The 14,904-nt window shown below is 30.3% G+C and carries 9 protein-coding genes; all 9 read left to right on the top strand.

The genetic code is table 11. The annotated features are described in order from the left end of the window. On the top strand, positions 1-483 hold a 483-nt coding region (locus ACTB1H_RS06630), incomplete at its 5' end, for a DNA cytosine methyltransferase (protein WP_463262053.1). After that, positions 465-3,089: a DISARM system SNF2-like helicase DrmD gene (drmD, locus tag ACTB1H_RS06625; RefSeq protein WP_463262052.1), complete on the top strand. Its 2,625-nt coding sequence runs from the start codon at positions 465-467 to the stop codon at positions 3,087-3,089. The genes ACTB1H_RS06630 and drmD, both read left to right, overlap by 19 nt. Continuing rightward, positions 3,082-4,692, top strand: a complete 1,611-nt coding sequence (locus tag ACTB1H_RS06620; RefSeq protein WP_463262051.1) for a site-specific DNA-methyltransferase — start codon at positions 3,082-3,084, stop codon at positions 4,690-4,692. The genes drmD and ACTB1H_RS06620 overlap by 8 nt, the downstream gene beginning before the upstream one ends. Before the next feature lies 1 nt (position 4,693). Continuing rightward, positions 4,694-7,351: a DEAD/DEAH box helicase family protein gene (locus ACTB1H_RS06615; protein WP_463262050.1), complete on the top strand. Its 2,658-nt coding sequence runs from the start codon at positions 4,694-4,696 to the stop codon at positions 7,349-7,351. Beyond that, entirely contained in the window at positions 7,344-10,676 is a 3,333-nt protein-coding gene (drmA, locus tag ACTB1H_RS06610) for a DISARM system helicase DrmA (RefSeq protein ID WP_463262049.1), read from the top strand. The genes ACTB1H_RS06615 and drmA overlap by 8 nt, the downstream gene beginning before the upstream one ends. A gap of 5 nt (positions 10,677-10,681) precedes the next feature. Next, a complete protein-coding gene (drmB, locus tag ACTB1H_RS06605) occupies positions 10,682-12,445 on the top strand; it encodes a DrmB family protein (protein WP_463262048.1) in 1,764 nt (587 codons plus the stop codon). Further along, positions 12,427-13,119: a phospholipase D-like domain-containing protein gene (locus tag ACTB1H_RS06600; protein WP_463262047.1), complete on the top strand. Its 693-nt coding sequence runs from the start codon at positions 12,427-12,429 to the stop codon at positions 13,117-13,119. Before drmB ends, ACTB1H_RS06600 begins: the two co-directional genes overlap by 19 nt. A gap of 57 nt (positions 13,120-13,176) precedes the next feature. Further along, entirely contained in the window at positions 13,177-14,142 is a 966-nt protein-coding gene (locus ACTB1H_RS06595) for a helix-turn-helix transcriptional regulator (protein ID WP_463262046.1), read from the top strand. Between the two features lie 165 nt (positions 14,143-14,307). Beyond that, on the top strand, positions 14,308-14,844 hold the full coding sequence (locus ACTB1H_RS06590) for a DUF1492 domain-containing protein (RefSeq protein WP_463262045.1): 537 nt from the start codon (positions 14,308-14,310) through the stop codon (positions 14,842-14,844). Positions 14,845-14,904 lie beyond the last annotated feature (60 nt).

Here is a 14,904-nt window from a genome sequence, read left to right as displayed (position 1 = left end):
ATCAAAAGTGGTATCAGAAATATTGATGATGTATTAACTCTACATATAGCAAGAATGCATAATGAGAGAGATAGAGAAATATATAGACTTGCGATTGATAAATGGAATAAGGAGCAGAAAAGAATCAAATATACTGACTTACCAGAAGAATTATGTACTCACAATAATAGAAAATCATTTTTAGATAGATTTAAAGTTGTTGCAGCTGATTTAGAACATTCTCACACAATGTTAGCTCATATTTCTAAAGATGGACATTATTTTATTCATCCTGATATTGAGCAAAAAAGATCAATATCTGTGAGAGAAGCTGCAAGAATTCAATCGTTTCCCGATAATTATTTTTTTGAAGGCCCAAGAACTGCAAAATTTGTTCAAATTGGGAATGCAGTACCACCTTTGATGGCACAAGGTATAGCTGAGGGGATAAGAGAAAATCTTCTAATTTATGAGAGGTTAATACAATGCAAGAGAATTATTTGATACAACAAATAGCTCAAATAAAGATGGAAGAACTTAGTAAAAATCCATACGTGTGTTTAATAAAATCTGACATTGATATAAATCCTCATCAAGTAGAGGCTTTTTCTAAGGCTCTACTTGCATTAAAATCGGGAGGAATTGTGTTAGCAGATGAAGTAGGTTTGGGTAAGACGATAGAGGCTGGTCTAGTCATTAAACACACGCTTTTAACTGGAGGTAAAAAAGTTCTTTTAATTATTCCTTCGAATTTAAGGAAGCAATGGCAATTTGAGCTAGATGAAAAGTTTTCAATTAATTCTTTCATACTTGATAGTAAAACGCTTGAGGAATATCAAAATTTAATCGATAGAAATAAATATAGGGTAGTGATATGCTCATATAATTTTGCTTCTAGAAAAAGTGATTTTTTAAGTAGGGAAACTTGGGATCTTATAGTTTTTGACGAAGCTCATAAGTTAAGAAATGTTCATAAGTCAAATATAAAAAATGCAAAGAGAATTTTTAAGTTCACCAAAGGAATCCCCAAAATTATGTTAACAGCAACGCCAATACAGAACAATCTTTTTGATTTATATGGTATTTTGTCATTTATTGACGAAAAAATATTTTTGGATAAACAATCTTTCGCAAGTTACTATATTAAAAATAAAAATTATGAACAATTGAAAACTCAGATAAAACCAGTAGTACATAGGACCTTAAGAAAAGATGTTACAGACTATTTGTCTTTTAAAAAGAGAATATGTATAACTATTGATTTTAAATTGTCGCCACAAGAAGCGATTCTTTATAAACTTGTAAGTGATTATTTAAAAAGAGAAATAATTTATGCGATTCCATCTTCAAATAGAAATTTGATTACGATAATAATTAGAAAGCTTCTTGCGTCTTCTAGTCATGCAGTTGCTCAAACATTTGAAGTTCTAAAAGAAAGATTAGTCACTTTACTTGAGAGTACTAGAATTGAAAGTGTTGAAAAAAGTATTGAATATTTTCTTGATTTTATCGATGAAGATTATTATGAAGATGGAGATACAAATAAATCAAAAGTTGAGTTATATGATAGAGAAAAAGTTAATGAATTTATCCAACATGAGATTGATTTAGTAGATAATATTATTAAACTAACAACTTCAATAAATAAGAACTCAAAATCAGATGCATTGTTAAAAGCTTTAAAGATAGCATTTAATAAGCAAAATGATATGGGTATTGAGGAGAAGGTGGTTATTTTTACTGAGTCAGTTAGAACTCAGGAATACTTATATAACGAACTTATTAAGAATGGTTATGAAGGTCAAGTTGTATTGTTTAATGGTAGTTTGACCGATGGTTTCACTAAGGAAATTTATAAAGCATGGCGTGCAAAAAATTTTGGCCAAAACTTTAGTAGTAGAGCAGTTGAAATAAAACATGCAGTTGTAGATTACTTTAGAAATAATGGAAAAATTCTACTTGTAACTGATGCAGGATCAGAGGGATTAAATCTTCAATTTTGTAATACGGTTATAAATTATGACTTACCTTGGAATCCTCAAAAAATTGAACAACGTATTGGAAGATGTCATAGATACGGGCAGAAAAATGATACTGTTGTAATAAACTTATTAAACACTGAAAATGCTGCAGAACAAAGGGTGTACGAGATTTTATCTAAAAAATTAATGCTTTTTGATGGTGTTTTCGGTGCTTCGGACGATGCTTTAGGCCTTCTAGAATCAGGTTTTGACTTTGAAAAAAGAATTCTTAGGATCTATCAACAATGCAATACTGTGGGTGAATTCAATAAAGAATTTAAAGCCTTAGAAAAAGAATTTGAAAGAAAAAGAAATAAAAAATTTCATCAACTAAAATCGTTACTTACTGATGATGATGACCATTCTATAGTTTTGAAAAAACAAATGAATGAAATACTAAAGTATTTAGATGATTACAATAGATGGTCTAAAATTAAAAAGATAAGAGAAAAACCTGAATATCCCCAAATGTTTGAAATGAACATTGACAAGAACAATAGCTTGAATATAAAAGAAGGATATATTCTGATTGGAGCCTTTTATGATAATTTAGAGTTTTTGCAGCCTGTCTTTTCAATTATTGATAATTCAGCAGGCATGTTTAAGGTAGATGAAGATAGATTAATAGAATTATTATACGATTATGATAATGCAGAGTTTAAAGAAATAGTTATCAATCACGAGGAATTAGATGGTTATATTGATGATTTATATAAAGATTTACTCATTGAACATCATTCAAAATTTCAATCAATTATACAACGTAATGACGCAAAGATTGATAACTGGGCTGAACTAAGAAAAATACAGTTTAATCTTAAATTAGAATCTATTAATAAAGAGATTGAAGAAATAAATTATAAAGCTGCGCTAAGCAAAAATTTTAAAGAAAAAATTGCATTGAAAAAGGAAGTTGAGAAGAAAGAAGAGGAAAGACAAAAACTTCTAATGAAGTATCATCAGTTTTTAGAAGCAATTGATAAAGAAGCATCGATGTTAAAAGATGAATTCCAAAAGCAATTTGATATAAATCCAATTGTTTTTTTAAAAGCAATTGTAAAGTATAGAACGGAGGAAGAATATGATTAAAAAAGGAAAATTAGAACTTACTTGGGTCGGTAAATATGAAGAAAAAAAAATTGAACCAAGAATATTAATAGAGGATAAGTCTAAATCTTATGGAGATCCGGATACTGAAAATATGTTAATTCATGGAGATAATCTAATTGCACTAAAAGCTTTAGAACAGGATTTTGAAGGAAAGATAAAATGTATTTATATAGATCCACCATACAACACAGGAAGTGCTTTTGAGCATTATAACGATGGTTTAGAGCATTCTGAATGGTTGAATATGATGAAGCCAAGATTAGAATTACTTCGTAATCTTTTACGAGATGATGGTTTTTTTTGTTGCCATATTGATGACTCGGAGGGACATTATTTAAAAGTACTTTTAGATGAAATTTTTGGACGTGACAATTACTTGACAACTCTTTATATTCGAGTAAGATATCCTGATAAAATATTAAAAGCTGATATGGATTTTCATAAAGAAATTGAACAGATTCATGTATATAGAAAAAAATACAGAGCTAAACCTAATTTGGTAGAAAAAGATGTTGGATATGATAAATATTGCTATTATATTGAAGAAATTGGTGTTGGTGAAAAAATTGTACTCGGTGGCAAACAGGTGGAAGTATTTAAAAAGAATGAATATAGAATTAAAAAACAAGAAGGATCTGAATATGGTTTAAAGGAAATATGGGCATCAGGAACTATATTAGATGGTAATTCTTCAGGAAGGTTTTTTAGAGATTTTTTAGCAGGTAGGTATTTAGAAGATGGTTATGGTGTTTTATATAAAGTTTATGGAATTGGTGATGACAGATTTGATTATAGATATTTTACAGGGCCTAAACGAAAGGGGGCTACAAAAGGTAAATATTACCAAGGTGTACCTTTGGCCAAATTGAATAATGGAGATATGAAAAAGACATCTCCAATAAACGGGTTTTACGATATGGCTGGAAATTTTGGTAATTGTAGGCAGGAAGGTGGTGTTGATTTTCGAAGTGGCAAAAAACCAGAAGCGCTTATAGAAATGATACTCAAATATTTTTCAAATGAAGGAGATTTTGTTTTAGATAGTTTTCTAGGAAGTGGAAGTACTATAGCAGTAGCTCATAAATTAAGAAGGAAGTGGATTGGTATAGAATTGGGAAATCAATGTTATACTCACTGCATTCCAAGAATGCGAAGAGTAATTGATGGAGAACAAACGGGTATTTCTAAGAATGTAAATTGGAGTGGTGGCGGTGGCTTTAGATTTTTTGAACTTGCAGAGTCATTACTTGTTAAAAATCCTAAGCTACCGATTTATTCAATTAATCCTAATTATACATTTGAAATGATGGCTGAAGCTATATGTAAAATCGAAGGGTTTAAATATAATCCAAATGGTAAGTTCCATGGACAGTCATCAGAAAAGAGATTCATTCATGTAACCAAAGAATTTGTTAATAGTAAGTATGTGTTTTCACTATTGACTGAATTAGATACAACGCAATCTCTTTTGATATGTTGTACTAAAATGCAATCAGATATTGTTTTACCTGAAAATGTTGAGATAAAGAAAATACCAAATGATTTATTAGAAAAATGTACTTTTGAAAGTGAGGTACGTTAGTATGAGTATTATTAATAAAATAAACTGGGCTATGAGTCTAAGAGAACCTCAGTTTGAAGCGTTAAGGACTTTAAATAAAATTTGTGCAAAACTTGATTTTAAGACATGTAATAAATCTGATGTAGAAAGAGTAGCTAAAGAGAATTCAGAAACGCAAGATTTTCAAAAAGTAGATAAATCATTAGAATTTCCTTCATTTTGCTTTGAAATGGCCACCGGTATAGGTAAAACAAGACTAATGGGTGCTTCGATATATTATCTATATAAAACTAAGGGATATAAACATTTCTTTATTTTAGCACCGGGAAATACTATTTATGATAAATTGAGAAAAGAAACTATGCCTCATCATCCTAAATATATTTTTAAAGGTCTTGAATCAGAAATGGGAAGACCTAAAGTATATGATGGTGAAAGTTACTTATCTTATCCGGTTAAATACGTTCAAGGTGAGATCGTGTTAGAAAAAACATCAGAGATTCAGCTTTTTATATTTAATATTGGTAAGATTTTTAATCGTGGAGATGTACAGTTCAAATTCCATGATTTTCAAGAACAGTTGGGTGGATCTTTTGCAGATGTACTTAGAAGTTTTGATGACCTAGTTATTTGTATGGACGAGGCCCACAGATATTACGCTCCAGCTTCACTCAAGGCAATAAATTATTTAAGTCCTATCTTGGGACTGGAATTTACTGCGACTCCAAAATCAACAAATAAGAACATTATATATAGATATGACCTAGCAAAAGGTGCAGGAAAATATCTAAAGATTCCTGTTGTAACAGGTAGAACCAACACTGCAGGATATACTGAATCTGACATTGAAGAAATGAAAATAAAAGATGGTATTCGATTGCATGAGCAACGCAAGGCAGTAGTTTACAAATATTGTTATGAAAATAACTTGCCACAAGTAAAACCTATAGTTCTTATTTCTTGTAAAGACACAGCTCATGCAAGTAGAGTGAAGCAACTTATTGACTCTGATACCTTTTTTGAAGGTAAATATAGAGGTAAAGTTATTGAGATCCATTCTGGAAATTCAAGCATAGAAACAGATGAAAATATTATGAAATTACTGACAATAGAGGAGAATACTAATCCAGTTGAAATAGTTATTCATGTATATAAACTTAAAGAGGGATGGGATGTAAACAATCTATTTACCATTATTCCTTTGAATGCAGCAAAGAGTGAAATTTTAGCATTGCAGACTATTGGTAGAGGAGTGAGACTTCCATTTGGTCAAATTACAGGGCAAGAGGAGATAGATACACTTGATATAGTAGCACATGAACATTATAGAGAGATTGTTGATGATATTAAGAATAATCCAATATTTAAATCAAGAAATCTCGATGAAAAGGAATTAATTGATACAAAATCTATTGACGTTTATTCTGAATTCGATGACCAGCAAATGGTTTTATTTGAAAAAGCTGTAGAATATACTGCCATAAAATCATTTCAAGATATTGATGATATAAAAGTACAAGAAGAATTGTACAAAGGATATTTAAAAAACTATGCTAAAACAGTACAAGCTAAAAATGATGCTGAAGTAGAGCAGATGTCTTTATTTGATCTTGAAAAGCAAATAACTGAAAAAATTGAAGAAGATACAGCTATAGCAGCAGAAGAACTTGAGAAAATGAAGACAAAAGGGAAAACGAAGCCTCCAGTTTTAAAAAAAGAAGAGTTTATTGAAAAAATAAAAAAGATTCGAGTAAAAGCTATAGGAGTGCCTAAGATTAGCATGAGCTATAGTTCTACAGTTGAATTTAAAAAGATTAAGATTAAAAGGAATATAGATGATTTTGAAATAGCAGCATCATCGATCGAAAGATATGATGTTATAAATAATAAATTACTAAAAACTATTGAAGCTGTAGCACTGGAAGTTGATGATCCTGAAAATGAACTTGCGTGCATGCTTTTAGAGAGTGTTCCTGAATTTTGTGCTGATGATGCTGAATATATAATTGATGTTGTTAATCAATACTTAAATTTAATAGAAGGATCATATGAAGATAAGAAAAAGATTGTACGAAGATATGCTACTTTAATAGTTGAAGACATAAAAAAACAGATTTATGACGCTATGGAAGTAAAAACTGAATTTGTTTATCAAGTTGAAAAAGATTTAATCCTATTTGGTAAATTTGTGAAAAACATAAAGGTGAATGGATTAGTGAATTTTAAAAAGGAAGTACCGGACAAAAGAAATATTAGACATTATTTATTTACTGGATATAAAAAATCTTACTACTCTGAGAATGGCTTTGATAGTGATGATGAACGTAGACTTTCAGTAATATTAGAGGAAGATCCACAAGTAGTAAGATGGATTAAACCACCTTTAAATAAACTTGGTCTATTTTATAAGGCAGCGAAACAGTATACACCAGATTTTATAGTAGAAACTGCTGATGCAAAGTACATGGTAGAAGTAAAAGCAAGTAATGAAACTAAAGATGAAGATGTACTAGAAAAAGCTAAAGCAGCGATAAAATGGTGCAAGTGTGCTACAACCGTTGATCCAGAAAAAAAAGAATGGAAATATAAATTAATTGCTGGAGATAAAATAATTGTTGGGAATACTTTCAAATATACTATGGGAATTGCTGAGAATTTGGAGGCGTTAAGTAATGAGTAATCAAAAATATAAAGAACTTCGTTCGGAAATAATAAAATCATTGAAAGTTGATCTTATGGGACCGTTGACAGAAGAGGAAGTATTAGATGAATCACCATTAAGTAGTTATATTACAGGTATGCTATATCCTCAAATGAGTGAGTATTCTGATGAAGCAGAACTTGAAAATGCTGAGTTTATGACTGGGAATGGTGGAGAGGATAATAGGAATTATTCAGTTAGTGCTGATGAGGAAGAAGAAATTGAACAGACAAAGAATAATTTTAAGAAACAGTCATCTGCTGGTATACGATTTTATGTAAATGATTCAGTTAAGAATATTAGAGTTCAAATTAGTTGGGGTGAATATACTAAAACGGTTATTGAAAATGAAGAAACTGAAGAGAAAAAGAAGAAATCTAAGAAAACAGGATATTTGAGAAAGCAAAAGAATGAAACTGTTGATATTGATTTATCTAGTTTTTCAAGTAATACAGTGATTAAGCTGGATGAAGATCCTAGTATAAAGGTTATAATTAATAAATTTATACTCCCTAACAATTACATATTAGTATCCGTTTATTTGTCAAATGAGAGAGAAAGTAAAAATGATCGAGATTTTACTAAGGTAATGTTTCAGGTTGAATTGAGTGTTTCAGGTACAGATGGAGAATCAATTTTTGTCCCTGAAAATAAATGCCGAGCAATAGAATTAGACGATGAATTTTATTATGAGAATAGACCGATTTATGCTCGAGGATATGGTTGTGCAGCTAACTGGAAAAAAGGTCAGCATGAGAATGCAACAGAAGTGTGGATTGAATTTATTCCTGAACATGAAGTTAATTCTGTAAGTCCAGTTCTTGATGGATTTTTTGATGATAATTTTTCTATGAGATTTATGTCAAAAAGAGCTAATAAGGATGAAATAATCCGAAGGCTCAGGTTATTAAACGAGAAATATCTAGAATGGATTGATGGTTTAAAAAACAATTATCGAATGGAAAACGAATCCTTTGTTAGAAAAGGCAAGGAAATTATTGATGCATGTAAAAAAGCATCAGATAGAATTGAGTCAGGTATAAAAATACTAGAAATGAATTCAGAAGCTTTTGAAGCTTTTTGCTTTATGAATCAAGCGATGTATTTGCAAAGGAGTATTGAAGCTTTTTCGAAGAAATATGGTAGAGGGATTTCTTGTAGTCTAGGAGAGTTTACAAAAGATGATCATAGTAAGTGGAGACCATTTCAGCTTGCCTTTATTCTATTAAATATTGAAGGATGTGTAAATAAAGAAAGTGAAGATAGAAATATAGTTGATCTATTATATTTTCCTACCGGTGGTGGTAAGACAGAAGCATATTTAGGGATAATAGCTTTTGTTATTGCTTTTAGAAGATTAACTGCTAGAGAAGATGATCAGTATGAAAAAGACGGAGGAGTAACAGTTTTCTTAAGATATACATTAAGGCTTTTAACTACACAACAAAGAGATCGTTTAACTAAACTAATTATTGCAGCAGAAATGTTAAGAGATAAAAAACCAGAAAAATATGGGCATTCAAGAATATCAATAGGATTTTGGGTTGGTGGTGGAGTTACACCGAACAAGTTTAGTGAATTTATTGAAGATCCAGAAGATCCGATAAAAAGCAAGCAAGCATACAATAAGTTGATCAAACAAATTATTAAGTGTCCGTTATGTGGCACACCTATTGAAGGTAAAGATTACGTTATTAATAATGACTCTAGTGAAGTAAAAATTTATTGTCATGATTCTAATTGCTATTTTTATAAATATAAAAATAAAAGTATTCCAGTTTATGTAGTCGATGAAGAAATCTATAGGAAATGTCCTACTGTTGTTATTTCAACTGTAGATAAATTTGCTCGGCTACCATGGGATGAGAAAACTGGATTGATTTTTGGTTCCACAGATCGCTATTGCGAACGACATGGTTATCTAGCAATTGGCGAAAAGCATGCAAAGAGGCATAACAAAAAAGGAGGACTTAAAAAAGCGGAAGTACATAATGTAAAACAGTTTTATCCACCAGAATTAATTGTACAAGATGAATTGCATTTAATTACTGGACCACTGGGAACAATTTATGGAGGATATGAAACGGTAATTGAAGACATGTGTACTAGCTATTTTGCTGATAAAAAATATAAACCTAAATATATTGTTTCAACTGCAACAATAAAAAATGCAAAAGAGCAGATTAGATGTTTATATGGAAGAGAAAATTATGCTCAATTTCCACCAAGTGGTTTTGATATAAGTGATTCATTCTTTATGAAAGAAGTACCTTTAGAAGAAAATCCATTTAGAAATTACTGTGGAATTTGTGCACCAGGTCAATCCATGAAAACTACAGTCTTACGTGTATATGCTATTCTTCTACAGACTGTATTTGCTTTATCTGAAAAAGATGAGTATAAAGACTATATTGATCCATATTATACTTTGATTGGATATTTTAACAGTATCAGAGAACTGGGCGGTACAGTTAGATTATTACAAGATGACATTCCCAATAGAATTAGAAGGATTAAAAAGAAATATGGACATAATTCTGAAAGATTTATTAATAACAAATATAGAGAGATTACATCAAGAATATCATCCTATAAAATTGCTGAGTTATTAGAGCAATTAACTATTCCATGGACTGAAAAAGAATGTCTACATGCAGCAGTAGCAACAAACATGATTGCTGTTGGAATGGATGTAGATAGACTTGGTTTGATGACCGTTGTTGGGCAACCAAAGCAAAATTCAGAATATATTCAAGCAACGAGTCGTATTGGAAGAAAACATCCTGGACTAGTAGTTACGATTTACAATCCTTACAGACCTCGAGATCTGTCACACTATGAAAACTTTAAGGCGTTTCACTCTCACTTGTATAGGTATGTAGAAGGAACAACAGCAACACCTTTTTCAGCTAGAGCAAGAGATAGAGTTCTTCATGCATTAGTTGTATCAATATCAAGATTAAGAAATTTTGAATTAGCACCAAACAAAGGAGCTAGTTATATTGATCAAATATCAGATGCAGTGATTGAGTGCACAAAAAAAATTATTTTGAATAGAGTAAATACAGTAGCTCCAAAAGCTTATGAAGAAGTTGAAAACGAAATGGATTTATTCATTGAGGATTGGAAACGTCTCAATGAAGAGGATAAAAAATTATTCTATTACATTCAGAATACTGATAAATATAATAGACTATTAAATTATTATGGTGAATACTGTACACCAAAAGAAAAAGCAACTTTAAACTCAATGAGAGAAGTCGAGGCTGCATCGTCATTATTTTATTACGTGGAAGGGAGGTAGTGGATATGAAGTTTAATAAGCTTGGTGAGGTAAGACCAAATCAGTTAATAACGACATTTGGTCCTGGTTCTATATTGGATTCAGTAAAAGATTCTGTAACAGTTTTGGATATAAACTACTGGTCAAGTTATGGAAAAACAATTTATGATTCTCGATTGGCTTCATATTTAGGGGTTGATTGCTTTAAGACACCAAAAACATCTTTTAAAGAAGATATACCTGTAGTGTCATTTCCTAATTATCATGTATGTACTAAAGGGAATTGTAGGAATTTATTTGATATATCAATTGATTTTGATTTAGATAAATATTTACAATACGGACCGACTTGTCCTATATGTGGATTTCCTGCGTATCCAGCTAGATTCATTGTTGCTTGTACTAATGGACATTTAGATGATTTTCCATGGCGATGGTGGGTACATCACGGAGTAACAGATTGTAAAAGAAATATGAAACTTATCTCAACTGGAAATATATCATCATTGGCTGAAATAATTGTTCAATGTGAATGTGGGGCTTCAAGAAGTATGAGCGGAGCAACTCAGCCAGAAAATTTTAAAGGACTTACTTGTACTGGCAGACATCCGCATAGACCAAGTGTCACAAAAAAATCAAATGGCATATATACTAAGTGCGATAAAGCAGTGATTCCCTCTCAAAGAGGAGCTTCGAATGTTTATTTTCCTGTTATTAGAAGTGCAATATCTATTCCACCATGGATAAATCCTTTGTATAGTTTAATTGATGAACATTATAGAGATATTTTAAACTATCGAGCAGATTTTGGTGAACTTGGTGTTGCAAAGATATATGAAAGATTCTTTCAAGACAATTTTAGCAGAGAAGAATTTGATGATGCTTTGAAAAAAAGAGATGAAAAAATAAAAGAATTTATTGAAATAAAAGAAATGGAGTATGCTGCTATAACTCATCATGATGATGTGCAATTTAAGACGGATGTTAAATACTTTAAGGCTGAAGAAGAAACACTCCCAAATTATTTAAAACCATACTTTTTAAGGTTGATAAAAATCCATAGATTAAGAGAAGTAATGGTATTATTAGGTTTTATGAGAATGGATTCTCCAGAACCAGAAGTCGATAATCCCAAAAATATTGTTCCATTAACAAAGAATAAGGCTGAATCGTGGTTACCTGCTGTTGAGATCAATGGTGAAGGTATCTTTATTGAGTTTAATAGAGAGAGTATTCAAAAATGGCATTCGAAAGGAAGTACTTCTCAATTATCTGAAATATATAAAAGAAGCTATTCAGCATTTTGTGAGTCAAGAGGTTGGACAAACTATAAAGAGAAAAATGCAACATATGTACTGCTTCATACTTTTGCTCACTTAATTATAAAAGAACTATCGATGCAATGTGGTTATTCATCGGCATCAATCAAAGAAAGAATATACAGCAGTGATACTATGTGCGGAGTATTATTATATACAGGTAGTTCTGATAAAGAAGGTTCACTCGGTGGTCTTGTAGAGATGGGTAAAATGGCTAATTTTATTAAATTACTTAAGTCTGCTTTAGAAAATGCACTTATGTGCACAACAGACCCTGAATGTATGCATAATGAACCCTCTCTTGATAGATTAAATGGTGCAGCATGTCACTCATGTACTATGATTGCTGAGACTTCATGTGAAAATGGGAACCGGTTGCTAGATAGAAGTTTTGTTGTACCACTTCCAGTTAAAAAAGATAATAGTTACTTTAAGGATTTGGTGAAAGAATTATGTGGAATGGAAGTATAAATGAAGCCATACTTATTGAGACTATTGTTTCAGAAATAGAGAAGTTAAGACATCAGGAATGCACGACTCTTGATTTTAAGGAATCTCTTTTGGAAATTCAAAAGAGATTTCCTAATCTGTCAAAAGATGAAGTTATTAGTGTTCTTAATATTGCCATTGGAATGTATAACTATAAGAATAATGAAAGAATAGACTTAGTAGTAACTGCACCAAAAGGATTTAATTTTAAAGCTAGAAAAACAAGTACTGTAGTTTATGATTTGATATATAAAGCTCAAAAAAACATTACTATTACAGGCTATTCAATATCTGATTATGTTTCAGATTTGATTGAACTAATTGTTGAAAAAAGTAGAAAAGGTATCTATGTTAATATATATTTAAATAATTTTGATAGGAAAATTGAGCAGTTAGAAAAGGTTCTTATTTATAGGAACAAGTATATAAATATTTATGATTATAATAAGAATTCTAATGATAAGATGGCTGCATTACACGCAAAAGTTATTACCACAGATGGTAAGTATGTTTTTATTTCATCATCAAATTTGTCATATCATGGTATTGAAGGTAATATTGAAATGGGAGTTCTAATTAAGTCTACTAAAAAAGCAAGTGAATTGGAGAACTTGTTTAAGCAATTAAGGTATCAAAAGATTTTTTTAAAAGTGTAAGTTGTAAATTCGAAATCGTAAATTTTGAAAGGTGATAGTATGGCATCTAATTGTAAAATGAAATTAAAGATATTGTTTATAATGAAAATTTTGTTAGAAAAGAGTGATGAAAAACATCCGTTGACTGTGTCGGATATCATCAATGAATTAGATGAAATTGGAATACCAGCTGAAAGAAAGTCTATTTATTCTGATATTGAATTACTAAAAGAATTTGGTTTAGATATTATTTGTGAGAAAGCAAGAGCAAATTATTATTATATTGGCAATCGAGATTTTGAGTTGCCGGAGTTAAAGCTTCTAGTAGATGCTGTACAATCATCAAAATTTATTACTCATAAGAAAAGTGAAGAACTAATTAAAAAGATAGAAAAATTGACAAGTATATATGAAGCTAAAGAATTAGATAGGCAAGTTGTAGTTGCTGATAGGGTAAAAAATATGAATGAAAGCATTTACTATAATGTTGATGAAATCCATAAAGCAATACAAGAAAATAAACAAATTCAATTTAAATACTTTGATTATAATTTGGATAAGCAAATTGAATATAGAAGAAATGGTGAATTATACAAAGTCAGTCCATATGCACTAACATGGGCTGATAATAATTATTACTTGGTTGCCTATCATGAAAGATATGATGATATTAGTAATTTTAGAGTTGACCGAATGAATAATATCGAAGTTATTGAAAAAAAAAGAGTTCAGATGATTGATCAAAATGACTTTAACATAGCGGATTATTCAAAGAAAATATTTAATATGTTCAGTGGTGAAACTGAGGAAGTAGAACTACAATTTGATAATTCATTGATAAATGTAGTTATTGATCGTTTCGGTAAAGATGTGGTTATCCATAAAAATAGTAATGGTACATTTAGAATAATTGTTGATGTTGTGCCTTCAGATACATTTCTAGGATGGTTATTCATGTTTGGTGATAATGTTAAAATTCTATCACCGGTAAGAGTGATTGATAAATTTAAAGAAATGCTTAAGAAAGTATCAAATTGTTATTAAATTAGATAGTTGTCCAATTTAACGGACAGCTTATTTTTTATATTGACATCGAACATATGTTTGTATAAAATTTAATTAAGCCTTTGCCTGGTTGTATATAAATTTTATATACCAAATTATGTAAATTAAATTATCTAAAAAATATGAAAAGTCAAGAAGGGGGTAATGGTGAGTATGCCCAAATTAAATGAACTTTTATGTGAGGCAAATGAGGTGTATAACCTTGAAAAGAAATTTGACGAAAACATTTATCATAATACAATGCTATTGCTGAAACTATATAGGAAGGTAATTTGGAGAATAGAAAACTCTATTACAGAACTGGACATAGAATGTAGAACACAAACCAATAGAAAGCTGGCAGAATTCATTGACTCGCTTATAGAAATAGATCCACGAATTAGTGCAGCTAGGTTAAATTCCAGACTTCAGAGTATTGAAGAGAGTAAAAGTATTATTGAATTTATCGATTTAGCGTTAGAGCGATTAAAAAACTATCCTGAATGTGGAAGTTGGTACCATGATATTATTTTCAGAGTTTATATAGACAAAAATAAAATTACTATTGATGAACTGCTTGATAAATACAATGTATCAAGAACGACTTTTTATAGAGAAAAGAAAAAAGCTGTCAACATGTTCGGTGTAATTCTGTGGGGTTACATATTTCCATTCTTTAAGAAGCAGTATAATCAGATATAAAGCTTAGTTGAAACAAAAATGGGACAAAATTGGTATCAATATGAAATAAAGAAGGAACTT

The sequence above is a fragment of the Soehngenia sp. genome, assembly GCF_055108775.1.
The sequence above is the reverse complement of the archived record's forward strand: the minus strand, read 5'-3'. Positions and strand labels throughout refer to the sequence as shown.

Excerpts from the sequence above, each read along its gene's own strand:
- drmD (WP_463262052.1), top strand. The coding sequence starts at position 465 with ATGCAAGAGAATTATTTGATACAACAAATAGCTCAAATAAAGATGGAA.
- drmA (WP_463262049.1), top strand. The coding sequence starts at position 7,344 with ATGAGTAATCAAAAATATAAAGAACTTCGTTCGGAAATAATAAAATCA.
- ACTB1H_RS06590 (WP_463262045.1), top strand. The coding sequence starts at position 14,308 with ATGGTGAGTATGCCCAAATTAAATGAACTTTTATGTGAGGCAAATGAG.
- ACTB1H_RS06595 (WP_463262046.1), top strand. The coding sequence starts at position 13,177 with ATGAAATTAAAGATATTGTTTATAATGAAAATTTTGTTAGAAAAGAGT.
- ACTB1H_RS06620 (WP_463262051.1), top strand. The coding sequence starts at position 3,082 with ATGATTAAAAAAGGAAAATTAGAACTTACTTGGGTCGGTAAATATGAA.
- ACTB1H_RS06615 (WP_463262050.1), top strand. The coding sequence starts at position 4,694 with ATGAGTATTATTAATAAAATAAACTGGGCTATGAGTCTAAGAGAACCT.
- ACTB1H_RS06600 (WP_463262047.1), top strand. The coding sequence starts at position 12,427 with ATGTGGAATGGAAGTATAAATGAAGCCATACTTATTGAGACTATTGTT.
- drmB (WP_463262048.1), top strand. The coding sequence starts at position 10,682 with ATGAAGTTTAATAAGCTTGGTGAGGTAAGACCAAATCAGTTAATAACG.